Origin of the sequence: Halopseudomonas sabulinigri, assembly GCF_900105255.1 — a bacterium.
Taxonomy (GTDB): domain Bacteria; phylum Pseudomonadota; class Gammaproteobacteria; order Pseudomonadales; family Pseudomonadaceae; genus Halopseudomonas; species Halopseudomonas sabulinigri.
The window spans coordinates 1,306,221-1,330,400 of record NZ_LT629763.1 but is presented as its reverse complement, the minus strand read 5'-3'; the positions used below and the strand labels follow the sequence as shown (position 1 = coordinate 1,330,400).

Annotated in this window: 23 protein-coding genes; 9 read left to right on the top strand and 14 right to left on the bottom strand. The window is 56.7% G+C overall.

Features of this window, described 5'->3' with window-relative positions; genetic code table 11:
• Positions 1 to 208: 208 nt before the first annotated feature.
• Complete coding sequence (locus tag BLU26_RS05910; protein ID WP_092284744.1) at positions 209 to 1,312, bottom strand: FAD-dependent oxidoreductase; 1,104 nt, start codon at positions 1,310 to 1,312, stop codon at positions 209 to 211.
• Positions 1,313 to 1,546: 234 nt separating this feature from the next.
• On the opposite strand from BLU26_RS05910, the gene BLU26_RS05905 reads away from it, so the two are divergent.
• From BLU26_RS05905 to BLU26_RS05865, 9 genes are all read left to right on the top strand, one after another.
• On the top strand, positions 1,547 to 2,881 hold the full coding sequence (locus BLU26_RS05905) for a spinster family MFS transporter (protein WP_231702012.1): 1,335 nt from the start codon (positions 1,547 to 1,549) through the stop codon (positions 2,879 to 2,881).
• Between the two features lie 53 nt (positions 2,882 to 2,934).
• The gene (locus tag BLU26_RS05900) at positions 2,935 to 4,119 is read left to right on the top strand and encodes an acetyl-CoA C-acyltransferase (protein WP_092284740.1); all 1,185 of its coding nucleotides are present in this window, start codon (positions 2,935 to 2,937) and stop codon (positions 4,117 to 4,119) included.
• Between the two features lie 112 nt (positions 4,120 to 4,231).
• Positions 4,232 to 6,031, top strand: a complete 1,800-nt coding sequence (locus tag BLU26_RS05895) for an acyl-CoA dehydrogenase (RefSeq protein ID WP_092284738.1) — start codon at positions 4,232 to 4,234, stop codon at positions 6,029 to 6,031.
• Between the two features lie 111 nt (positions 6,032 to 6,142).
• Positions 6,143 to 6,736 carry an IMPACT family protein gene (locus tag BLU26_RS05890; RefSeq protein ID WP_092288383.1) on the top strand — a complete coding sequence of 198 codons (594 nt, stop codon included), beginning with the start codon at positions 6,143 to 6,145 and terminating at the stop codon, positions 6,734 to 6,736.
• Between the two features lie 280 nt (positions 6,737 to 7,016).
• Entirely contained in the window at positions 7,017 to 7,505 is a 489-nt protein-coding gene (locus tag BLU26_RS05885) for a TIR domain-containing protein (protein WP_172830642.1), read from the top strand.
• Complete coding sequence (locus tag BLU26_RS05880; RefSeq protein WP_092284736.1) at positions 7,499 to 8,164, top strand: Nmad2 family putative nucleotide modification protein; 666 nt, start codon at positions 7,499 to 7,501, stop codon at positions 8,162 to 8,164. Before BLU26_RS05885 ends, BLU26_RS05880 begins: the two co-directional genes overlap by 7 nt.
• Before the next feature lie 130 nt (positions 8,165 to 8,294).
• Positions 8,295 to 10,328 carry a TIR domain-containing protein gene (locus tag BLU26_RS05875; protein WP_092284734.1) on the top strand — a complete coding sequence of 678 codons (2,034 nt, stop codon included), beginning with the start codon at positions 8,295 to 8,297 and terminating at the stop codon, positions 10,326 to 10,328.
• A gap of 153 nt (positions 10,329 to 10,481) precedes the next feature.
• The gene (locus BLU26_RS05870) at positions 10,482 to 11,504 is read left to right on the top strand and encodes a nucleotide kinase domain-containing protein (RefSeq protein WP_092284732.1); all 1,023 of its coding nucleotides are present in this window, start codon (positions 10,482 to 10,484) and stop codon (positions 11,502 to 11,504) included.
• A complete protein-coding gene (locus BLU26_RS05865) occupies positions 11,470 to 12,360 on the top strand; it encodes a nucleoside triphosphate pyrophosphohydrolase family protein (protein ID WP_092284730.1) in 891 nt (296 codons plus the stop codon). Before BLU26_RS05870 ends, BLU26_RS05865 begins: the two co-directional genes overlap by 35 nt.
• A 416-nt stretch (positions 12,361 to 12,776) precedes the next feature.
• Here the strand turns inward: BLU26_RS05865 and BLU26_RS05860 are convergent, their stop codons facing one another.
• The 13 genes from BLU26_RS05860 to BLU26_RS05800 form a co-directional block, all read right to left on the bottom strand.
• Positions 12,777 to 13,214 carry a hypothetical protein gene (locus tag BLU26_RS05860; RefSeq protein WP_092284728.1) on the bottom strand — a complete coding sequence of 146 codons (438 nt, stop codon included), beginning with the start codon at positions 13,212 to 13,214 and terminating at the stop codon, positions 12,777 to 12,779.
• A gap of 1 nt (position 13,215) precedes the next feature.
• Positions 13,216 to 14,118: a lipid kinase gene (locus BLU26_RS05855; protein ID WP_092284726.1), complete on the bottom strand. Its 903-nt coding sequence runs from the start codon at positions 14,116 to 14,118 to the stop codon at positions 13,216 to 13,218.
• Positions 14,119 to 14,144: 26 nt separating this feature from the next.
• Positions 14,145 to 14,930, bottom strand: a complete 786-nt coding sequence (locus BLU26_RS05850) for a DUF1206 domain-containing protein (protein ID WP_197674538.1) — start codon at positions 14,928 to 14,930, stop codon at positions 14,145 to 14,147.
• A gap of 6 nt (positions 14,931 to 14,936) precedes the next feature.
• Positions 14,937 to 15,638, bottom strand: coding sequence for a phosphatase PAP2 family protein (locus BLU26_RS05845; protein ID WP_092284722.1), 702 nt, complete (start codon positions 15,636 to 15,638; stop codon positions 14,937 to 14,939).
• Positions 15,639 to 16,386: 748 nt separating this feature from the next.
• Positions 16,387 to 17,043, bottom strand: coding sequence for a DNA oxidative demethylase AlkB (gene alkB, locus BLU26_RS05840; protein WP_092284720.1), 657 nt, complete (start codon positions 17,041 to 17,043; stop codon positions 16,387 to 16,389).
• Positions 17,027 to 17,557 carry a methylated-DNA--[protein]-cysteine S-methyltransferase gene (locus BLU26_RS05835; RefSeq protein WP_092284718.1) on the bottom strand — a complete coding sequence of 177 codons (531 nt, stop codon included), beginning with the start codon at positions 17,555 to 17,557 and terminating at the stop codon, positions 17,027 to 17,029. Before BLU26_RS05835 ends, alkB begins: the two co-directional genes overlap by 17 nt.
• 100 nt (positions 17,558 to 17,657) lie before the next feature.
• Entirely contained in the window at positions 17,658 to 18,446 is a 789-nt protein-coding gene (locus BLU26_RS05830; protein WP_092284716.1) for an SDR family NAD(P)-dependent oxidoreductase, read from the bottom strand.
• Positions 18,447 to 18,507: 61 nt separating this feature from the next.
• Entirely contained in the window at positions 18,508 to 19,347 is an 840-nt protein-coding gene (surE, locus tag BLU26_RS05825; protein ID WP_092284714.1) for a 5'/3'-nucleotidase SurE, read from the bottom strand.
• Positions 19,348 to 19,424: 77 nt separating this feature from the next.
• A complete protein-coding gene (locus BLU26_RS05820; protein WP_092284712.1) occupies positions 19,425 to 20,474 on the bottom strand; it encodes a phosphotransferase in 1,050 nt (349 codons plus the stop codon).
• 90 nt (positions 20,475 to 20,564) lie between these two features.
• Complete coding sequence (locus tag BLU26_RS05815) at positions 20,565 to 21,329, bottom strand: SDR family NAD(P)-dependent oxidoreductase (protein ID WP_092284710.1); 765 nt, start codon at positions 21,327 to 21,329, stop codon at positions 20,565 to 20,567.
• Positions 21,330 to 21,424: 95 nt separating this feature from the next.
• Positions 21,425 to 22,621, bottom strand: a complete 1,197-nt coding sequence (locus BLU26_RS05810) for an acyl-CoA dehydrogenase family protein (RefSeq protein WP_092284708.1) — start codon at positions 22,619 to 22,621, stop codon at positions 21,425 to 21,427.
• A 184-nt stretch (positions 22,622 to 22,805) separates the two neighbouring features.
• Entirely contained in the window at positions 22,806 to 23,426 is a 621-nt protein-coding gene (locus tag BLU26_RS05805) for a TIGR04282 family arsenosugar biosynthesis glycosyltransferase (RefSeq protein WP_092284706.1), read from the bottom strand.
• 39 nt (positions 23,427 to 23,465) lie between these two features.
• Positions 23,466 to 24,167: a TIGR04283 family arsenosugar biosynthesis glycosyltransferase gene (locus BLU26_RS05800; RefSeq protein WP_231702011.1), complete on the bottom strand. Its 702-nt coding sequence runs from the start codon at positions 24,165 to 24,167 to the stop codon at positions 23,466 to 23,468.
• Positions 24,168 to 24,180 lie beyond the last annotated feature (13 nt).

Below are 24,180 nucleotides of genomic sequence, written 5' to 3'. Positions count from 1 at the left end.
ACGGCACCACGCAGAGTACCAAGGCCGGGCCCAGGGCGTAGCCGCCGTGGCTGTGAAAGAGCCAGGCCAGCATGCCCAATTGAATGCCGGCCAAGGCCGCCTTGCCGATGATTCCTGTTTGCATGAAGTGTTCCGTCAGGTGCCGCTACTGCTCATTGTTATTGTGAAGTCAGCCCCGTGGCGATTAGGCCACCGCCCATCTGGCAATTCAATCGCCTTGCACGGGCAAACGGTGCGCGCGCATAAAGCGCAGATCCAGCCAGTCCTTCAACTGGCCGGCGAGCCGCCCTTGGGTGGCCAGCGCGCCATAACTCAGCAGCGCACGGCCATCGCCACAGGCCAGTAGCGCCAGTGCGCGCGGCTGTGGCTGATAGTGCTGCAAGCTGCCTTGCGCCGCTGCCAGTAGATTGTGGGCTAGCACCGGCCCCTGGCGCACGGCGTAGACGCCGGCGTGCGGGGTATCAGGCAAGCTGGCGCAATCACCGGCGGCGAATATGCACGGATGGCTGCTGCGCAACTGAGCGTCGATGCGAATAAAACCCTGCGCATCACATTCCAGACCACTGGTTGCCTGCCAATCAGCTGCAGCGGCGCCGGTGGCCAGCACTACCGCGTCAGGCTGCGCCACGGCGTGCCCGTCGCTATACAACTGCCCGTCGCTAATCCTTTCTATCGGCAGCTTCTCGTGCAGCTTTACGTTGGCCTTGCCAAGACGAGCCCGCGCCAGCCGGGCGAGGCGCAGCGGGTGGCTGGTCAGCAGGGCGTGGCGGCAGAACAGCGACACTGTGGTTTGCGGCAGGCTCAGACGCAGCGCCAGCGCCAGCTCGACCCCGGCGGCGCCGCCGCCCAGTATGGCCAGGTGCGCGGGTGGCTGCGCCTGCCAGGTGCGCCATTGTTGCACGATGCCGGGAAAGGGCTTGGCACCCACCAGCGGCAGGCTGCCATCGGTATTGAAGTCGATCACCGGCAAGGCGCCGCTATTGAGCGAAAGTCTGGCAAAGCCCATGCGCTTGCCGCTGGCCAGCAAAATGGCCTGGTTGTGGGCATCCAGCGCCAACAGCTCATCGCAGATCAGCTGCATGCCGCAGGCGGCCGCCAGGGGCGCGAGCTCGATACTGCATTGCGCGGCGGTAAAGCGGCCGGCCAGCAGCCCCGGCAGCATGCCGGAATACCAGGCGTAGGGTTGGGCGTTGACCAACAGGCTGCCGGCTGGCGCACGCTGGCCGTTGGCAATCCATTGGCGCAGGGCGACCAGGTGAGCGTGGCCACCGCCGACCATGATCAGCGGTGCTTGCGGGGTAGAGGTTGGCATGCCGCTAGCCTAGCCTCGGCACGGCCGCAGGGGAAGCCCTTGCAGCTGGTCGGAAAGGGGCAGGGCAGGGGCATTTCGGGTCTACCCTGTGGGGTGTTTCAAAATGTCACATTGCTGGCATTGATGGATACGCATTGTGCTGAATGATGCGTTTATTTCGAAATCGACTTTCGCTGTGCGAACCTGATAGTCTCCAGACCTGACAATTCCAAGTAAAAAATGAAGGAGCATGGCGTGATCGACAATAATCGCTATCCAACATCCATCAGAGCCTGGGTAACCGTGGGTATCCTGCTGGTGGCCTATGTTCTTTCCTTCATTGATCGACAGATTCTTAACCTGCTGGTGGGGCCCATTCGTGCAGATCTGGGCATCAGCGACACCCAGATGAGCTTGCTGATGGGGCTGTCATTCGCCATTTTCTACACGGTGGCCGGTATTCCGCTGGGGCGCATCGCCGACAGCAAAAGCCGTCGTGGCCTGATTGCCTGGGGCGTGGCCTTCTGGAGCCTGATGACCGCCGCCTGCGGTCTGGCGCAACAGTATTGGCATTTCATCCTCTGCCGCATTGGTGTGGGCGCCGGTGAAGCGGCCTTGTCGCCGGCGGCTTACTCGCTGATTGCCGACAGTTTCCCTGCGGATCGCCGCGCTACCGCCATCAGCGTGTACGCCATGGGCATTTATCTGGGCGCCGGCATGGCGTTTCTGCTGGGCGGCATTGTGGTGACCTGGGCCAACGCCCAGGGCCCGATGACCCTGCCAGTGCTGGGCATAGTGCGGCCCTGGCAGCTGATCTTTTTGGTGCTGGGCGCTGTGGGCCTGATGTTCTGCTTGGTGCTGCTGGCGATCAAGGAGCCGACCCGCAAGGGCGTGGGCGCCGGCGTTGCGGTACCGCTGAAAGAGGTCGGCGCCTACTTGCTGACCATTCGCAAGGCCGTGCTGTGCCACAACTTCGGCTTCGCCTGTCTGTCGTTCGCCTCGTACGGCGCCTCGGCCTGGATTCCGACCTTCTTCATTCGTACCCATGGGCTCACGCCCGGTGAAGTGGGCATTTACTACGGCAGCTTGGTAATGGTCGCCGGCTCTACCGGTATCGTCTTTGGCGGCCGCCTGGCGGACTACATGGCGCGTCGCGGCTACCGTGATGCCAACATGCGGGTAGGTTTGCTGGCCGCCGTGCTGACGCTGTTGTGCAACGCGGTGTACCTGGTTGATAACATGCCGCTGCTGTGGGCTATCATGTTCTTCAACGTATTTACCGTGGCCATGCCCTTTGGCGTGGCACCGGCCGCGATTCAGGAGATCATGCCCAACGCCATGCGCGGCCAGGCCTCGGCAATCTACCTGTTTACCATTACCCTGATCGGTCTGGGTATTGGACCAACCGCCGTCGCCATGTTTACCGACTTTGTATTCCAGGACGACATGGCGGTACGTTATTCGATTTTCATCGTGGCCAGCGTGATTACCGTGGGTTCGATTATTCTGCTCTGGATGGGCCTCAAGCCCTACCGAGCAGCACGGGACACGCTGGAAAACTGGAGTGAACAGCAGGGCCAGCCTGGTTGAGTATGTGACTCGGAGTAGCCAGCTGATTTATTTATTTCAACAGGAGCAACAACATGACTGACGCAGTTATCGTATCCACGGCCCGTACGGCTCTGGGCAAATCCTATCGCGGTGCGCTGAACAACACGCACAGTGTCGACATGGCTGGCTACGTTATCGAGCACGCGGTCAAGCGCGCCGGTATCGACCCTTCGCTGGTTGAAGACGTGATCCTGGGCGCGACCTTCCACGAAGGCGCACAGGGCAAGAACATGGCTCGCCTGGCGGCCATCCGCGCCGGCCTGCCGGTGACCACCGCCGGTATGTCGATCAACCGTTTCTGCAGCTCCGGTCTGCAGTCCATCGCCATCGCCGCCCAGCGCGTCGTCAGCGAGAAAATCCCGGCCATCGTTGCCGGTGGCGTTGAATCCATCAGCCTGTGCCAGAACGACAAGCTGAACATGTTCCACGGCACCAACGAGTGGATCAAACAGAACAAGCCTGCGCTCTACATGTCGATGATCGAAACTGCCGACATCGTTGCCCAGCGTTACAACGTCAGCCGTGAAGCACAGGACGAATACTCCCTGCTGAGCCAGCAGCGCACCGCCGCCGGCCAGGAAAGCGGCAAGTTTGCTGACGAAATCGTGCCTTACGACACCATCATGAAGGTGCAGAACAAGGAAACCGGCGAGATCACCGATCAGGCCGTCAACCTGGTAAAAGACGAGTGCAACCGTCCGGGCACCACCCTGGAAGGTCTAGCAGGTCTGCAGCCTGTGCGTGGCCCGGGCAACTTCATCACCGCCGGTAACGCCAGCCAGCTGTCTGACGGCGCCTCTGTCTGCACCGTGATGAACAGCAAGGTCGCCGAGCAGCTGGGCATCCAGCCCATGGGCATCTTCCGCGGCTTCGCGGTTGCCGGTTGCGAGCCTGATGAAATGGGCATTGGCCCGGTCTTCGCGATTCCGCGTCTGCTGGAGCGCAACGGCCTGAAAATGGACGACATCGGTCTGTGGGAGCTGAACGAAGCCTTTGCTTCGCAGGTGATCTACTGCGCCGAGCGCCTGGGCATCCCGATGGAAAACCTTAACGTCAACGGAGGCTCTATCTCCATTGGCCACCCTTACGGCGTAACCGGTTCACGTCTGGTTGGCCACGCGCTAATCGAAGGCAAGCGCCGCGGCGTCAAGTACGTGGTCGTGACCATGTGCATCGGCGGCGGCCAGGGTGCTGCCGGCCTGTTCGAAATCGTCTGACCCCAGCCGTAAGCTGCAAGCAAACCCGGGCCACGCTCGGGTTTCGCTTTTCGGGTTTGGCTTAAAGCTCGCCGCACGAAGCTTGCAGCTAAAAATTCCAGAGGAATTTTCCGTGTCTCAAAAGATTATCAACACCGACGATCTGGCGTTTCTGCTCTATGAGCTGCTGGATATTGAACGCTTTACCCAATTCCCGCGCTATGAAGACCATAGCCGCGACACCTTTGATGCCGCCATTGAACTGGCCCTGAAAGTCGCCAGCGAAACTTTCGCGCCGCACAACCACGCCTGTGATGAAGACGAGCCGCGTTTCGAAAACGGCAAAGTCGTGATTCGCCCGGAAGTGGCAGAAGCGCTGAAAGTACTGCGCGAGACCGGCCTGATGGCCGCTTCGCAGGATTACGAGCGCGGCGGCATGCAGCTGCCCGCCGTGGTCTCGCAAACCTGTATCGGCCTGATCAAGGGCGCCAACGTCAGCACCCAGGCCTACGCCGGTCTGACCATCGCCGCCAGCAACCTGATCATGGCGCACGGCACCGACGAGCAGAAGCAGCGCTTTGCCGAGCCGATGATGGCCGGCCGCTTCTTCGGCACCATGTGCCTGACCGAGCCGCACGCCGGCTCCTCGCTGGGCGACATCAAGTCCCGCGCTATACCGCAGGATGACGGTACCTACCGCATCAGCGGCAACAAGATCTTCATCTCTGCCGGTGACCACGAGCTGAGCGACAACATTATTCACCTGGTACTGGCCAAGCTGCCCGACGCGCCGCCTGGCGCCAAGGGTATTTCGCTGTTTATCGTGCCCAAGTTCCTGGTCAATGAAGACGGCAGCCTGGGCGAGCGTAACGACGTCATCCTGGCCGGCCTGATCCACAAGATGGGTTACCGCGGCACCACCTCCACCATGCTCAATTTTGGTGAGAAGGGCGGGGCGGTCGGTTATCTGGTCGGCGAGCCGCACAACGGCCTGGCCGGCATGTTCCACATGATGAATGAGGCCCGCATCGGCGTTGGCCTGGGTTCGGTCATGCTGGGTTACACCGGTTACCTGCACGCGCTGGACTACGCCCGCGACCGGACCCAGGGCCGCCCGCTGGCCGAGCGCGACCCGGCCACGCCGATGATCCCGCTGATTCAGCACGCCGACGTCCGCCGCATGCTGCTGGCGCAAAAAGCTTTTGTTGAAGGCGGCCTGTCGCTGTGCCTGTTCTCCTCCACCCTGGTAGACGAGAAAAAGCACGCACCCACAGCAGAAGCGCGCGAAGCCGCCGCCGGCCTGCTCGATCTGCTTACGCCCATCGTCAAATCCTGGCCGTCGCAGTTCTGCCTGGAAGCCAACAGCCTGGCGATTCAGGTACACGGCGGCTACGGCTACACCCGCGAGTACCCGGTCGAGCAGTTCTACCGCGACAACCGCCTCAACCCGATCCACGAAGGCACCCACGGCATTCAAGGTCAGGACTTGCTGGGCCGCAAGGTCAGCATGGCCGGTGGTGAGCACTACCAGGCGCTGCTGCAACGCATCCGCGCGACCATCGAGGCCACCAGCGGCGCTGCTGAGCTGAAAGCCAGCGCCGAGCTGCTGAGCAACGCCCTGGCCACGCTGGAAGAAACCACCAGCGCCCTGCAAGCCATGAAGAAAACCGACCCCGACCGCGCCCTGGCTAATGCCTATCTGTACCTGGAATGCTTTGGTCACGTGGTCGTCGGCTGGCTCTGGCTGCGCCAGGCGCAAACCGCACTCAAAGGCCTGCAAGACGGCGGCGCCCGCCAGCCTGCTTTCTACCAAGGCAAGCTGACCACCTGCGAGTACTTCCTGCGCTACGAACTGCCCAAGCCCCTGGCTCTGGCAGAAGTGCTGCGCAGCGCAGACCGCACCACGCTGGACATGCCGCTGGATAGTTTCTGATTCGGTGCGTGTGACGAAAAACCGGGCCTTGTGCCCGGTTTTTTATGCCGCTTGATGCGTCACTCCGGTCTTGTCCTGTATGCCCTTCAGCCGCCGGGTTATCCTTACGCCATGTACAGCCTCGCTCACCCCGTCACCCATACACTGGAAATCCGCAAAAGCCGGTTCCTCGCCTGCGTCGAACCCATCGCCGACCGTGCCGCTGCCCAGGCACGGGTGAACGAATTGCGCGCGGAGCATCCGGGTTGCGCCCACGTGTGCTGGGCCTTGCTGGCCGGCGGCCACAGCGCCGCCGTAGACGACGGCGAACCCAGCGGCACCGCAGGCCGCCCCATGCTCGACGTACTGCGCCATCAACAACTGGACGGCGTACTGGCCACCGTGGTGCGCTACTTTGGCGGGGTAAAGTTGGGCGCCGGTGGGCTGGTACGTGCCTACACCGACGCCGTAGCCCAAGCCCTGCTGCAAGCCGAAAAAATCGAACACATTCCCACCCAAACCTTCTACTGCGAACTGGCCTACGCCCACGAAGGTGTCGCTCGCAATCTGATAGCCGAGCTCCGCGGCGAGCTGCTCGACGTTAGTCACGGGGAGTCGGTGCGCTTGCAAGTGAGTCTCCCTGCTACCGCACTCGACGCGTTGCAGGAGCAGCTGTTGTCGATCACGCGGGGTGAGCTTGGATGGGAGGTGGATGTGTTCCCTTAGGTCAAATTTAGCGGTGGGTTGGCGAAAGCGTGAACCCGCATGGTATGCGCAATCATTCAGATTAGAGGAATCAGGTCGACCAAGCTGACCAAAGGAGCTAATGTTCATTGGATCCCATTTGCTTTGAACTAGCAGTTGGAGAAGAAGTATATTGAGTGCGCGATAGGTGTGGAGAATAAACTGAGAAGATCGCCTGAACTGTGCTCCAGCATATTAATTGCTGATAAGAATGCATAAAGTCCTCAGTTTTTGAAGTAGTGAAATCAAGGAGGAGTTCTAGATGGCAGATAAAATTAAAAACGTATTTGTAAGCCACCACCATAAGGATGACGCGAGCGTAGACGGGCTCTCTACAATGGTGGCGGGAAAGGGGTACAAGTTTAGGAATAGCTCTATACGCGCAAAGCCAGAGAACCAAGAGCGCTTAAATCAGAGAAAAGTAAGTGATAATACTATCAAGCGCCTACTGCGGATGAAGATGCGATGGGCTAGCCAAGTCATAGTTGTGATTGGGAAAGATACCTATAAGAGAGATTGGGTTAAGTGGGAAATTGACACTGCATACAGACTGGGAAAGCCTATATTGGGCGTTTATGAAAATGGCTTAAAGGATAAAGTTGAGATTCCAGAGAACCTTAAGGATTATGGCTCTTCAATCGTTGGCTGGCGCGCAAATTCAGTTATAGATGCGCTAGAAGGGAAGGTTGGGTTTCAATATCCTGATGGGACGCCGTTCCCGACATCACAAGGCGGGAATGTAACGTGCTAATTGAACCACATTCATTTCTGTACTCGTATCCAATTACAAGGGATTTTGGTTTTGCGCCCAACCCATTCCACGGAGTGTGCACTCTCGCAACCTGTAAACCGAAAATCCGAAAATCCGCAAAGGTCGGCGATTGGGTGATGGGGGTTGGTGGTTGCAACCTGCCAAGGGTTAAGCGTAAATGTATTTATTTAATGAAAGTCACGGAAAAGCTCAGTTTTCAAGAATACTGGAATGATAGCCGTTTCGTATTGAAGAAGCCCGCTCGTAATGGTAGCAGAGTCCAAATGTTAGGTGACAACATCTATCACAAAGATGCGGCTGGAAATTGGATTCAAGAAAATTCGCACCATAGCTTAGCTGATGGATCAGTTAATGAATGGAATTTGAATACAGATACTGGTAGCACAGATCAAGTTCTGGTTTCTGAGTGCTTTTACTATTTTGGTCAGCAGGCGGTGCCTGTAGACTTAGTTGGCATTGGATACAAAAAAATTCGCGACTGTAAAAAATCTTCTTTAGATGATATTGAAGAGGCCCGAGAAATTATATTGTCGTTAGTAGACGCCAATAGAACGGATCGAAACTTTATAGTAGCCGATCCTTGTCAGTTTAAAGACTCCCATTTGCGTGCCGACCAAAAAACGGGGAAGGTGTCTTAGGGGGCTTCTCTATGACTGTTGCAAGGCACAGTTTTATATTTAATCGCAAAATAGGCTGTGCAGGAAATTATGCATTCGTCGGTAACTATGTTCGCTCTGCCAAGTTAAAGAAAATTGAAGAGGTGCGCTAATGGGAACTAACTATACGCCCCCTATGGCAATTAGTTTTGTTTGGAATCCAGCAGATACGGCTCAGGTTAAACCTATCCTCGATAATGTAAAGGCTCAGTTTGCGCGCGATAAGAATAGGCCTTTCTCAAGAGGTCTAAATATTCCGCTATTTTTCTATAGTTCAAATAATTGCTTGGATTTGCCTCAGGATTATCCCAAAACACTTGCACAGCACAATATTATTTTTGTTTTTACGAGTGTTAACACGCTTGGTATACAAAAATGGAGGAGGTATATCGACGGATTTCCATTATCAGATACCCAGAATTTGATACCCGTAGCTATAGATCAAAGTGGCCTAGCTCATGGTGGTTCGCTGAGTCGAATTAACTGTATTCGCGCGTTCGATTGGCCTGATGAAGATAGAGGTCTCCATGCAGTGGTAGCTCTTGCGCATGAAGTTTATCGATTTGGTTTGAATGGCCAAGATTTAACTCAAGCAGGGAAGGCACATTCAATATCTATATTTCTTAGTCACGCCAAAACAGGTTGTACAGGGAGGCTCCATGCTGAGGAGATAAAACGATTTATTGATAATACAAACATGCACCGGTTTTTCGATACCACGGAAATTTCCCCAGGCTACCAATTTGATGAAGAAATCGAAAAGCATATAGCGAATTCTACATTGCTAGCTTTGGAAAGTGATGCGTATTCATCCCGCTATTGGTGTCAGAGGGAAATACTGAGTGCAAAGCAGAACGACCGCCCTATAGTTGTTGTAAACTGTTTGGAAGATTATGAGGACCGGGTTTTTCCAGCTGCTTCCAATGTTCCCTGCGTACACATTTCTCCAGAAACACCGATGTCCCAGCATGACATTTTGCGTGTTCTTTCGTCGACCATCGTTGAAACTATCAGGTTCTTCCATGCAAAGCAGTGTCTCGAGGCGTATCGAGAATTTGAATGGATTCCTGCTGGCTGCGAGCTGACCTCTCGTCCGCCAGAAATTCGCAAGGTTTTAGGATATAAGGGTTTGGGTAAACGCGATGTGTGTTATCCAGAGCCACCGGTTTACTCAAATGAAGCAGACTGGCATAAAGACTTAGATGTGCATGCATTTACACCGCTTTGGCATATCGAAGAGAAGAATATTCTGTATAAAGAAAGAGTAGGTATTTCTATCTCGGATTTTGCCGGGGATGGGTACGTTAGTCACCACCTGCATCAAGACCAACTAGTCCGGCTCGCCCAGGATGTATCCCGCCATCTGCTCGCTCGTTCAGCAACGCTACTTTACGGTGGTGACTTGCGTAAAAATGGATTTACTGAGTTTGTCCTCGACGAAGCGATGATTCTCCAGGACCGCATCGGTGCAGATATTCCGGTAGTTGAAAATCATCTTGCATGGCCGTTACACCTTGCTTCACCTGAGGTGATCGCATGGCAAGCCACATACTCGCGCGTGATGAATACCATCCCGCACCCAGTGCCGCCTGATGTTTCCGAACTGGTCGATGATCAAAATTTCTTGGCTCCAACCACACCAGAGAATCTATATATTTGGTCAAGATGTTTGACTCAGATGCGCAAACAATCCATCAATTCTTCTACCGTAAGAATTTGTGCAGGGGGTAAGCGTTTTGCATACAAAGGGAAAATGCCAGGTGTCTTGGAAGAAACCCTTTTCGCTTTAGACGCTGAGAAGCCAATATACTTACTTGGCGGCTTTGGAGGTATCGTGGCTGATGTATGCGAAGTTATACTAGGTAACAATGTTCCTAATGCATTGTCAGAGGAATGGCAGCAATTTAATAACTCGGGCTACGCGGAGCTTCAGAAAGTTGCTCGAGCCAGAGGGTATGCCGCTAACTATGAGAATATAGTGGGGGTGCTGCAAAAATTGAGTTTGCCCAAATTGGCTAACAGTGTCGGTCTCTCAGAAGAAGAATATCGGAACTTGATGTGCACGCCTTTTGTTGATGAGAGTCTACATTTGATTTTAAAGGGACTCAAAAATATGCGCAGGTCCAAAGGGCATGAGCAAAATTGAAAGCCTATGTTAGGTGGGCTTTACATTGCTCGCGCTGAATATTGGAATGTAACCAATTTGGGAGTAGAGATAAACGAGTTAGGCTTTTTCCTGCTCATTCCTATGATTGAGTGTGAGATAGAAAAAACCATATAGAAGTAAGTTTAAATACCTATGACTAAAAATATTTATTCATTTAGTACGCTCGACCCTATTAAACCTTCGATTGCTTACGACACGTACTGGAGGTTTGCACATGCGCGACAAAAAGTTTTCTTGAATAGGTTGCGCGGACAGTCAAATGAGTTGGTCTCAGATGAAATTATCCAGAAATACAAATTTACTAATGCGTATCGTGCTTGCGATAGAGTTAGTCAATATTTAATTAAGGATGTCATCTATAAAGAGACATTCGGAAGCCGAGATCAGTTTTTTCGGATTATTCTTTTCAAGCTGTTCAACAAAATCGACACTTGGAAGCTCCTTGAGGAGAAATTCGGTACAATTTCAGCAGAAAGCTTCAGTGTTAAGCATTACAGTACGTTTCTCGATGCAGAGATGAACCGGGGGCGCGTGCTCTACTCCAATGCTTATATGATGGCCTCAGGCTGCAAAGAATATAGGGTTACTAGAAAGCATCAAGCTCATATGCTGCTGCTGGACGACATGCTAAAGGATGACCTGCCGAAAAAGATCCAGGACTGTAAAACTATGAAAGAGGCCTATGAACTTCTTTTGTCCTACCCGCTAATTGGGAGGTTTCTGGCATATCAGTATACGACTGATCTTAATTATAGCGAAATTACAGATTTTTCAGAAAGGGAGTTCACGATACCAGGACCAGGTGCTAGAGACGGTATACGTAAATGTTTTGTTTCTCATAGTGGTATTGCCGAAGCGGAATTGATTAAAATCCTGACAGATCGTCAGGAGTATGAGTTCGAGAGGCTTGGGCTTGATTTTCAAACGCTCGGCGGGAGGCCGCTTCAATATATTGACATCCAAAATATTTTCTGTGAAACAGACAAGTATTGTCGCGTCGTACATCCTGAGGTGCAGGGAGTATCTGGGCGTACAAAGATCAAACAACTGTTTAAGAGAAATGATGATCCGATTGAGTACTTTTTTCCCCCAAAATGGAATATAGATATGGAGGTTTTATATGGACGTGGACAAGTATCAGGCGGAAGCTGCTGAGACAATTCAGCTCAAGGATGATATAGATAAGGCTCGGCAAATTTCACTCCTTGGCCTTTCTGGCGAAGTTGGCGAGCTTGCGACGGAATACAAAAAGCAACTACGCGACGGAGATAGCTATAAAATATTTAATGAGAAGATTACTGAGGAACTTGGTGATGCTATTTGGTATCTTTCTTCGCTAGCTTCACTAGAGAATATTTCCTTAAGCGAGGTTTTGACATCTAGCCTGAAAAAGACAAAAGACCGGTGGAAAGACTTATACCCAGATGGGCAATTACCTTTTAATCGCGGGCTTCTTGATGATGATTGCAAGCCAGGTGAACAATTCCCACGTGAATTTGTAGCGGATTTCAAAGAGGGTTTTGGGAGTGATGAGAAATCAGTAGTGAATGTCAGGGTTAACGGTATTGAGTTCGGTGATAAAGTCAGAGATAACGCATATAGTGATGATTATTATAGGTTTCACGATATATTTCATCTCTCTTATGTCGCCGTTTTAGGATGGTCCCCGGTTTGTAGGAAACTTCTTGGTTGCAAGCGTCGCTCCGACAGCACAAGAGATGAGGTGGAAGATGGTGGTCGTGGAGCCGTTATTGATGAAGCTATATCCATACTTGTTTTCGAGTACGCAAGCCAACATAACTATTTTGATGGTGCAGGCGGCGTTGATTACCAACTACTCAGAACGATCAAAAGCCTCACCAAGAATCTCGAGGTTAAAATTTGCACCACAAAGCAGTGGGAGGAGGCAATTTTACTGGGTTATGATATGTGGCGCCATCTTAGAGAGAATAAAGGCGGCCGTGTTATCTGTAACATGAACGATAGGACAATGCATTTCGAGAGGCTTTAAAAGGACACATAGGAGTTAGGGGGTTGATGAGTGACTCCTTTGTCTAAATTAGACAGCTATTTTCAAAAGCTAGGCGTATTTGAAACGCGACTTACATTCTGACTTTTTTAGCACGAAGCTCGGTGCTAGACGGACCGTAAAATCCCATCTGAGCGGGCGAGTAGCGCAGAGCTGACGGGAAATAGGCGCTTGCGGTGTCTGAGCGCAGCGAGTTTGCAAGTGCCCCCGGCAGGTCGAGCAACGCAGCGAACCCGCAGGGCCGCGCAGTTGGGTGCCCTGGGGAGTTGTTAGAGGGGAATGGGCAAGCATTCCCCTCTAACTCGCCTAGAGGCGAAAACGCTAATCAACTTGCACACAGATGGTCGGCGAAAGACGGATAAAATAAATCCTGACTTAAATGACCGCGTAAACAGCGCCTACTCGGCAGAGCGAAGACGCTCCCTGGTCTCCGCAACATGCCCCTCAAGATCATCAATCAACCGCTTGAACTCCGGCGCCTTATCACCCAGCTCAGCCCCCTTGAGCAGCTCAACGAGCGAATCGTCCTTTTCAAGACACTTCTCCAGCACTGTGGTTTTGGAATCGCCAGAAAGAAACTTGGCAATCTTACCTCCCAGCTCCTCGAGCCACTCCTCGTCCGCATCCGGTGGGGCAGGTAGTTCGTGCAGCTGTTTCACCACCTGCTCAAAGGGTGCCACATAGGCCTCCCGCTTCGCGGCGATATCAGCCAGCAGATCGCCAACAGGTTCTTGCGCTAACTGCTCACTCATTGCGCGGTAGAAGTGGGCAGTCTTCATGACTGATTTCAGTATCTCCAGGGCATCAACCTGCTCATCTGTACGCAGTATCGACATATCAATTCGCTCCCGTGGTTGGTTCAGGCACGTCTCCCACTATGACTTCTATCGCCTCAGGAATGAGCTCAAACTCAGCCGGCGTGCGCGTTACAAATTCGCCATCGGCTTCCAGCTCCTTGGCATGCGACGTCCGAATGCTGAACTTCCTCGCTGTGTTGCGCACAATGTGCTCTGTCGTCTGGGACGCGCCCTTGCGCAGCGTGGGGCCCAGCAACAGCAATTGCCACCAGGGTTTGGGCTTGATGAAGAACAGATAGAACTCGTCATCCAGCAAGGTGGCTCTTTCGTCAACGATGTTACCACCGCCGTAATATCGACCGTTCCCTACCGCCAGATGAATAACCTTGGTTGAGCAATCCCAGCCTTCGGCCTGAATGTGCAGCTTGAAGCTCCTGTTGCGTTTTAGCGCACGCAGGAAGGCACCAAGGTACGCGAATACACCAAAGAACTTCTTGCTGTCAGAGCTCAGTTCGTGGGTTACATCCACCCCAAGGCCCACGTGCGCGACGTTGATAAACAGGTGTTCATTGTCGATCTGGCCCAGGCTGACGCGCTTGCGCTTGTCTTGGACTATCACCTTGGCGGCGCCGGCGAGGTCTTCAGGTACGCCAATGGAACGGGCCAGGTCATTGGCCGTGCCCATGGGCAGAATAGCGAAGGTGCGTTGGCAGCGGTACAGAGCGGGGAGCGCCGAACTGATGGTGCCATCGCCCCCGCCGATTACGACTATGCCGTCGTCTCGATCATATTGCTCAATCAGCGAGGCCAGGTGCTTCTCGCTCTCGGATTCGCGGACGGTCACCTCAATGCCTGCGATTTTCAGCACCTCAATGGCATCGTCGAGAGCGGTTACCTGTCCGCTGCGGCTATGGGGATTGATGATCAGCAATGCATGTTTCATGTATCGGTTCCTTGGTCAGGTCCGCTTTACTTGCTGATTCGGCGATACAGAGCTTCCAGGAAGCTATACACACCGAAGGCGAACAGGCCCGCCGCAACGATCAGGATGAGCCAGGTGCCAAAGGGCGAAGTGCGTAGCCACTCAAACGCATCGCTGATGCCTTTTTTATCGCTGGAACCGGCAACAATGGCAGAGCGCAGGACCACCCAGCCAACGATGCCCCATACCACGCCACGGGCAATCAGGCCGAACTGACAGACGCGGGTCATCCAAGCGCTTTTATCCGCCGGGAAGGCCATGTATTTCTTGAAACCGCAGGTATAGCCCTTATACAGATGTGCCAGCCCAACCCCGATGACAATAACGCCCACCAGCCCCACCAACCAGGTGGTTACATCCGAGCCCACATAATCTGAGACAGTGGAAGACGCGGACTGCCCAGAGGAGTCATCGGTGTTGTGCAGCAATAGTTTGATAATCCAGAAACACAGCACGCTATGGGTAATAGCACTGATTATTAAGCCGCTGCGTATGGCCAGGCCTTTTGCTGAGGTGCCATGATCATCGGCGTCGCCTATGCCCTGGATGGCTCGCCAGATGATGTAACCAGCCAGGCCGATCACCAGCACGACCAACAAGGCTTCGCCAAAGGGCTGGCCTTTAAGGCTCATGATGGCGCCTTTACTATCTGCCTCAGACCCACCGTTACCGGTTGCAGATAAAATAGCCAGGGCACCAATGGTGAGATAAATAACGCCTCTGGCAGCGTATCCCATTCGCGCCCACGCCTTGTATTTATTGAGATTGATCAACGCCAGTTACTCCCTTAGTTTGCTGTCTATTTTCTGGTGTACAAACTGTCGAGAGATATACCAGCACATCAACGCCCAGGCGGCACCAACCGTCCAGCCTGCGACGACATCAGTAGGCCAGTGCACGCCGAGGTAAATGCGGCTGACACCGATCAACAGCGTGAGCAACACCGAGGTAAACATGATGAGCGCTTTGACCCGCCGGCTCGTTTGAAATTGCGCAAGCAAGGCGCCGAGCGTGAGGTAGGCACTGGCAGACAGCATGGAATGGCTGCTGGGGAAGCTGGAGGTATAAACCTGGGTGGCATGCGTCACCAGATCGGGTCTGGCGCGATCAAAACCACTTTTAAGCAAGAGGCTGGCGATCAAGGCGCCACCGGTCGCCAGCAGCACGACCAGTGCCAGTTCGCGCTTCTGGACCAGTACCAGAAAGACGATAACCCAGATGCTGAGCAGGGTAAGGACGGTGTTGCCACCCAATGCCGTAATGTCGTGCCCTACCTGTTCAAGCCAGGGCGGCCCAAGCGGGTCTTCATGGTCGGCTGGGTTACGCAGTGACAGCAATATGCTTTTGTCCAACTCAAGCGTTTCGCCTTCCATCACCTCATCGGCGACGCTCATGAACAGCCACAATGACCCCGTCAGCATTACCAGCAATACCCAGAAGGCTATTTCACGTCGTCCTAGCCATGTCAAAAATCCGTTCATAATTCGTCCTTGGCTCTACCTGATACCCATGACAGGCTCGACTTGTTTAGTGCGCGACACGCAACAGAAAGCTAACGGCTACTGTTGTCGTAACCGCAGGAGAGCGGCCTGTACTGACGCTGTGTTTGCACATAAAATAACCAGCTTAGCGCTCCCGCAGGAGGCTGGTTTTGGGCACTGCTCTTGCGGTGATAGCGCAATTGGATAAAGGTGCTGCTGATCGAGACGATCGATGCGGCCTTGAAAATCGGACACGCCGGTCGCTATTAAGTTTCTCGACCCTAGGTGGGGCCGGGGCTCAGGCGGTTGCGATATAGGGGCTCTTGGCGGCCAACTTGAGCGGCTGTTCAAGCGAATGTTGGCGATAGTTTTTGCGGCGATGTGCGCGGGGGGGTGGCTTCCAGGGCGCCTGCGACTGAGCAGCGCAAAGCTGCTTTCAATGATGTGGGATCTGAGAGCCGGTGATTGGATTTTTCATTGTAATTTTCAACACGACCCTAATCTTGCACGGACCACAAATTCCCATCTGAGCGGGCGAGTAGCGCAGAACTGCCGGGAAAAAGGCGCTTGCGGTGTCTGAGGTGCGTAGCGCCGAGTTTGCAAGTGCCCCCGGCAGATCGAGCAACGCAGCGAACCCGCAGGGCCGCGCAGCTGGGTGCCCAGGGGAGTTGTTAGAGGGGAATGGGCAAGCATTCCCCTCTGACTCGCCTAGAGGCGAAAAGCGATAACGAGCCAGTGCAAGGCAGGCCTAACTCAACACCCGCCGAAAAGTCAGGTTATACCGAACCGCTCCGGTAACCGGATGCACAGCTTTCTTGCCAAGCGGCGCCACCCCATGAAAGAAAAGCCGACTAACCCCACCCCACACCACTACATCCCCATGCTCCAACAGCCACCGGCTGGGTTTGTCCGACCGCAGCAATCCGCCAAACAAGAACTTGATGGGCGCGCCCAGGGTCACCGACACAATAGGTGCCGCCAGGTCCTGCTCGTCCTTGTCCTGATGCAAGCCCATACTGGCGCCGGTCTGATACTTGTTTATCAAACACGACTGCGGATCAAAGCCCGCAAAGCCCACGCGCGCAGCAGCCTGCACCGCCAGCTCGCGAAACGAGGCGGGCATGGCGGGCCAGGGCTGGCCGGTCAACGGGTCTTCACGGGTATAGCGATAACCACGCTTGTCGGTCACCCAGCCATAGGTGCCGCAGCTGCATTGGGCGGATGACATGGCGTGGCCGCCGGGAGTGACCTGATGACGAAAGGCAACTTGCTGCTCGATCTGGCCAATCTGCGCGAACAGCTCATCTGCCTGCGCGTGGGCAAAGCCCTTCAGCAGCCAGGCATCGGGGCCAATGGCAATGGGTTCTGCGGGCGGCGGGGCGAAGAGATCAAGGCTGTTCTGCAAAGGCCGCCTCCCGGCGCAGCAGTTCTCGTTTGCGCGCTACGCCCCAGCGGTAGCCGGAGATGTCGCCATCGCTGCGCAGTACGCGGTGGCAGGGCACGACTATGGCTAGCGGGTTGGCAGCGCAGGCGCTGGCCACAGCGCGGGTGGCCTTGGGCTTGCCGAGGCGGCCGGCCAGGTCGCTGTAACTGATGGTGTGGCCATTGCTGACCTGCTGCAGTTCTTCCCATACGTGCTGTTGAAAGGCGGTGCCGATGGCGTTCAGCGGCATGCTGAGCTCCAGCGGCTGACGCGGGCGTTCGATAAAGGCCAGCAGTTGCTGCATGTCGGCACGCAGGCGGTCCGGATTGGCCTGCAGACTGGCGCCAGGGAAGCGCCGTTGCAGATCCTGCAGCAGGCTTTCGTCGTCGTCTCCCAGCAGTATGGCGCAGAAGCCCAGCTCGCAGGCGCCCAGCAGCAGGCCGCCAAGGGAGCAATGGCCGGTGATGTAGTCGATGGCAAGGGGTTGGGTAGACATGGGCGTGTACGCTGCTGTGGTGGCTTGTCAGCGTTCAGTGTCCGACTTCCGTTGGCCGGCAGCAAGTGCTGCCGGCCAGCAGGCGAGATATAACCGATAGTTAGAATTTCATACCAGGCAGATTCAGCGAAGCTGTATTACCGCCGTCTACCGCCAGGGCCTGGCCGGTAACGTAGCTGGCATCGTCGCTGGCAAGGAAGGCAATGGCGCCGGCGATCTCTTCCGGGCGGCCATAGCGGCGCAGCTCGCAGCGCGAACCCAGCTTGTCTTCCTTCTTGTTGCTGCGGGCGTAGTCGAAGACCGGTGCGGTCATGCCGGTTTCGATCAGGCCGGGGCACACAGCGTTAACGCGAATGCCGGAGCCGCCGAGGTCGCAGGCTGAGGTCATGGTGAAGTTGATGACGCCGGCCTTGGAGGCGCTGTAGGCATTGCCGCCGGCGCCTGAGCGAATGCCGGCCACGGAGGCGGTGTTGACGATGGCGCCCTTGCCCTGTTTGAGCATTTGCCGCGAGGCGTACTTGGTGAACAGCATGACGCCGTACAGATTGACGCCGATAATCTTCTGCCAGGTGTCCAGGCTTTGCTCGGGGGCGCCGCTGTAATCACCACCGGCAATACCGGCGTTGTTGCAGAGCACATCCAGGCTGCCGTAGTGGCTGATGGTCTCGGCCACGCACTGTTCAACGGCGGCTTCTTCAGAGACGTCCAGTGTGCGGTGCTGCACCTCGGTGCCGGCAGGCAGCTCGCTGAGGGTCTGTTGCAGGCCTTCGGCGTTGCGGTCGACCAGCATGAGCTTGGCGCCTTCGCTGGCCAGACGTTTGGCGGTGGCGCGGCCGATGCCGCTGCCGGCGCCGGTGATCAGGGCAATCTTGTTATCAAAGCGTTGCATGGTTCCTGTCCTCTGCTGCGTTGCGTTGTAAGCGAGTGCGGCGACCGCCACACCCCGGTTGTTAGTGATCGATGCTGACGTCGCTGTTGGGTGACGGGCTGTTGGCCTGGGTCACGTCTATGCCGATGCTGCTGGCCATGACGCCAGTATCGACCTGCCAGCTGCTGGCGATGTCGCGCTCGATGCGCACCGGCGACAGACTGATCATGCCTTCACGCAGGGCGCCCACATCGGATTGCAGGCCGGTGACCTTTTCGGTCTGGCGCTGAAAACCGAGCCAGTAGTAGGGCACCCCGCGGGTGTCTTCCCGGCGTTCGATATTGACACCACCGATACTGCCACGCTGTGGCCGGCAAATCGCTACGCCACGCACCATCCTGGGCGGCAAGGCGGGGAAGTTGATATTCATGGCGCAGTCTTCCGGCCAGCCTTCGGCCAGCAGTTCGCGCACCAGTTTGCCACCGTACTCGCGGGCGGTATCCCATTCGGTGGGCACGCCGGCGTGATAGGCCTGGCTGAGTGCAATGGCAGGGATACCCAGCAGGGTGCCGGTGAGGGCGCCGCCGATGGTGCCGGAGTAGGCCACCGAGTCGCTGATATTGGCGCCGTGGTTGACGCCGGAGAGCACCAGGTCGGGCTTCTCGGGCATCAGCTCGGCCACGCCCAACAGCACGCAGTCGCTTGGCGTGCCGCTGACGCTGAAGCGGCGCTCTTCAAAGTGATGCACGCGCAGCGGGTGGTGAACCGAGATCGACATGGAGACGCCGCTCTGGTCCAGGTCGGGTGAGACTATCCAGACCTCTTCGGCGATCTGCGCGGCAATTTCCTCCAGCACTTTCAGGCCGGGGCCGCGCCAACCGTCATCGTTGGTCAGCAGTACGCGCTTGATGGGCTTGGACATCAGGATTCCTTGGCGAAGTTTGTAGGTCGGAAACAAGGCGGGGCACCTGATCAGGTGCCCCGCTAGGGTAGTGCTGCTTACTTGCTCTGGGCAATTTCCCAGCCGCGCTGGGCGAGCAGCCCGGCGCGTTTGCCGACTTCCAGAGCGTCGGCGTTGCTGGCGTTGCCCTGCAGCGCGCGGTGATACACGCCCTGCACAATGGCGGCCAGACGGAACAGCGAGAAGGCCAGGTAGAAGTTCCAGTCCGGCACACCGCTGCGGCCGGTGTACTGGCAATACCAGTCCAGCACTTGCTGCTCTTCCGGCAGGCCGAGGGATTTCAGATCGGCACCGGCCAGGCCCTTGGCGCCATCGACGTTCAGCGGCATGTGGTAGGGCAGGCAGCAGTAGGCCAGATCCGACAGCGGGTGGCCCAGGGTGGCCAGTTCCCAGTCGAGGATCGAGACGATCCTGGACTCGGTGGGGTGCACCATCAGGTTGCCGATGCGGAAGTCGCCGTGGGCGATGGTGGTGCTGTCGTCGGCGGGGATGTTTTCCGGCAGCCACTTCATCAGCGCGTCCATGGCGGGCATGTCGTCGGTGCGGCTGGCCTCAAACTGGCCGCCCCAGCGCTTGAGCTGACGGGCAATGTAGTTGTCGGGCTTGCCGTAGCCTTCCAGGCCAATGGCCTTGTAGTCGGCGTTGTGCAGCTTGCCCATGGTCTCGATCATCGATTGATAGATCGGCATGCGCTCTTCCTGGGCTACTTCGGCCAGCAGCGGCTGGGAGTAGACGCGGCCGTCAACGTAATCCATGACGTAGAACGCGGTACCGATGATCTCGGGGTCTTCGCACAGCAGGTGGGCGGTGGGCACGGGTACGTCAGTGCTGCCCAGCGCGTTGATCACCTGGAACTCGCGCTCGACCATGTGTGCGGAGGGCAGCAGTTTGCCCGGTGGCTTCTTGCGCAGTACGTAGCGCTTCTCACCGATTTCCAGCAGGAAGGTCGGGTTGGACTGGCCGCCCTGGAACTGCTGGACTTTCATGCCCTGGTTGGCTCCGGGGAGGTAATCCTGCAGATACTTGGCCAATTTGGCCTCGTCAAACTGGTGTGCAGGCAATACGTCAATCAGGGTGGCTCCGCTCATCTTGTGATCCTGTAGTGAATGGGTCTGTACAGAAAGTAACACGCCAGGCGGCTGCCTGGCGTATAGAAAAGCCTTATGAATCAGGCGTTATCAGGTAATGGTATCGCCGCCGTCGGCCACGATGGTCTGTCCGGTAACGTAGGCGCCTGCCTGGGAGCCCAGAAACAGCGCTACTCCGGCGATATCCGTCGGCTCACCCACGCGGCGCAGCGGCAGTTTTTCTTCCACGCGCTTGAGGCGGTCCGGATCGTCCAGCAAGGCCTGGGCGAAGTCGGTGCGGATCAGGCCGGGTGCAATGGAGTTGACGCGAATATTCTGCGGGCCCCATTCCAGCGACAGGTTGCGCGCCAGGCCGGCCTCGGCCGCCTTGGACATGCCATAGACACCAATGTTGGCGCTGGCACGAATGCCGGCAATGCTCGACAGCAGCACGATAGAGCCACCGCCCTGCTTGACCATGTGCGGAATCGCCATGTTGCACAGCCAGAAGGTGCCCTTGACGTTGGTGCCCATGATTTTGTCGAAGGCCTCATCGCTGACGCTGTGCGTGGGACCGTAAACCGGGTTGGTAGCGGCGTTGCAGACCAGAATGTCGATCTGGCCATAGGCCGCGATAGTCTGATCAACCAGGTTCTGCAATTGCGCCTTGTCGCCTACGTGGCAGGCCACCGGCAAGGCTTCAAACCCCTGCGCGCGCAGATCGCTGGCAACCTGCTCGCAAACATCCGCCTTGCGGCTGGAAATAACCACCTTGGCGCCAGCTTTGGCGTATTCCTCGGCAATCGCCTTACCAATGCCTTTGGTCGAGCCGGTAATGATGGCGACCTTGCCGGTCAAATCAAAAAGTGTGCTCATAAGTCCTCGCTGCGCTCGAGCGAAAAGCTATAAGCAACAAGCTGCAAGCCAGGCAAAATCAGCTTGCGGCTTGAAGCTTGTCGCTTACGGCTGGGTTAAAGGTACTGCCCCATTTCCAGCTTGGCGATGGTGCCCAGGTGGACCTCGTCCGGGCCGTCGGCCAGGCGCAGGGTGCGGGCTTTGGCGTAGGCAGAGGCCAGGAAAGTGTCCTGACACACGCCCTTGGCGCCGAAAACCTGGATGGCGCGGTCGATCACGTTGCAGGCCATGGTGGGCGCAACGGCTTTGATCATGGCAATCTGCTGACGCGCGACCTTGTTGCCGTGCAGGTCCATGCTGCGGGCGGCGTGCAGGGTCAGCAGGCGCGCCTGGTCGATCTCGCAACGTGACTTGGCGATGGCTTCTGAGGTGCTGCCGTGCTTGTACAGCGGCTTGCCGAAGGCAACCCGCTCGGCGGCGCGGCGGCACATGGCTTCCAGTGCGCGTTCGGCGATGCCGATGCTGCGCATGCAGTGGTGAATACGGCCTGGCCCAAGGCGACCCTGGGCGATCTCGAAGCCGCGGCCTTCGCCCAGCAGGATGTTGGAGACCGGTACACGGACGTTCTCGTAGGTGATTTCGGCATGGCCGTGTGGCGCGTGGTCGTATCCGAATACGTGCAGGTCACGCACGATGGTCACGCCGGGGGTGTCGAGGGGCACCAGAATCATGCTCTGTTGTACGTGCTTGGGTGCATCGGGGTCGGTTTTACCCATGACGATGGCAATCTTGCAATGCTCGTTCAGGGCTCCGGATGACCACCACTTGGTGCCGTTGATCACGTACTCGTCGCCATCGCGGCGGATTTCGCACTGGATGTTGGTGGCGTCGGAGGAGGCGACGTCGGGCTCGGTCATCGAGAAGCAGGAGCGAATTTCGCCGGCCAGCAGTGGCTTCAGCCACTTTTCTTTCTGCTCTTCGTTGCCGTAGCGTTCGATGGTTTCCATGTTGCCGGTGTCCGGCGCGCTGCAGTTGAAGACTTCACCGGCGAAGGAGACGCGACCCATGATTTCGCACAGGTGGGCGTACTCTTCGTTGCTCAGACCGGCGCCACGCTCGGAGTGCGGCAGGAACATGTTCCACAGGCCCTGGCTGCGCGCCTTGGCTTTCAGCTCTTCAAGAATCGGCGGGTGGCCCCACTTGTTGTCTTTGACTTGCTTGTAAAACAGGGCCTCGTTGGGATAGATGTGCTCATCCATGAAGGCTTCGACTTGCTGTTTTACTTCTTTTACGCGTGGGCTGAGTTCAAACATGTTGGATCCTTGGCTTTGGTAAGCGTGTTGTTATGCACGGGTGACGCAATGCAGCTGACCATATAGTCAGCGAGACGCAATAAGAACAATGTCCCGCGCGTGGAATGGGGGTGTATAAAAAAGCGTGATAAAGGAGGGTGGGTATTATCAGTACTGGCGAGACCGTGGCCGGCACGCCAGGAGGTCAGGCGGCGCCAGCGATCTCGGTACGCAACGACAGCGGCAAGCGGGCCAGGTCGCGGGGCTCATCTAGATCCCACAGGGTTGGCCCGATCCAGAGGCTTTGTTCAGCTGCCTGCAGACGCTGGCGGGTGTGCCGCATGACGTTGCTATGGCTCCACTGCATGCCGACGAAGGGCGCGGGGTTGGGTTCGCGCTGAGCGATCAGTACGTAGCCGCCGTCTTCGCTGGGAATGATGGCGGTGTCGTGGGTGGCCAGTGCGGCGTTCGCCTGTTGCACCGCGGCGGTGTTCATGTCGGGGCAATCACTGCCGATCAACAGGGCGCCGTCGGGGTGCTCGGCCAGCGCGTTGGTCATGCGCTTGCCCAGGTCTGTGCCCACTTGTTGGCAGAGCACAAGATCATGCTCTCTGGCCAGCTGTTTAAGCAGTGGATGATCGGTCTGCGGCGCGTAGAGATAGCGCGTTGCTGGCCAGTCGATGGTCTGTTGCAGGCTGTGGCGCAGCAGTTTGATGTACAGATTGCAGGCACCTTCAGCGCCCAGTGCAGGGATCAGGCGGGTTTTCACCTGGCCTGGAATCGGCGCTTTGGCAAAGATCAACAGCGGGCGAGGGCGATTGGGCATGCGGCGTGGGCCTCTGTCAGTGTCCGTCTATCCAGCGAGCTAGTACCACTTGGCCAGACGGTGCGGTGACACGCCAAACCAGTAGAGTGCGCGCAACCACCACATGAGGACTACGGTGCGCAGGGTGCCGTGCTGTTGCCAGCGGCGGCTGGAGGTGCATAACGCAGGTTGCAGACAGGCAGGGCGACCGTGGCGGCGTAGCCGTTTGCTGAGCTCTATGTCCTCCATAAGTGGGAGGTCGGCATAGCCGCCAAGTTCCGCAAAAAGTTGCCGTTGGACGAAAATTCCCTGATCGCCAGTACACACACCCGTCAGCCGTGAGCGCTGGTTCATCATCCAGGCAATCAACCGTAATAGGGGGCTGCCGGGCTCCAGGCGCACATCGAAGCGGCCCCAGCGGTGGCCGGCCGTCAGGCTGCTTTGCACGCGGTGGGCAAAGCCGGGCGGCAACTGTGTGTCGGCATGCAGAAACAACAACGCATCGCCGCGTGCCGCGCTGGCACCCAGGTTCATCTGTCGCGCACGTCCGGGCGGGCTGGGCAGCACGCGGTCACACAGGGGACTAGCCAGCGCGGCGGTGTTATCGCTGCTGCCGCCGTCTACCAGGATGATTTCGACCTGGGGGCGATAGCCTTGCAGCGGTTGCAAGCTGGCAACGATGTGCTGCGCTTCGTTGCGCGCCGGTATGACGATGCTGAGGGCTGGCGGCGGTGTTGCAGGCTTAGTTATTCCAGGCTCCAATATTCCAGGCTCG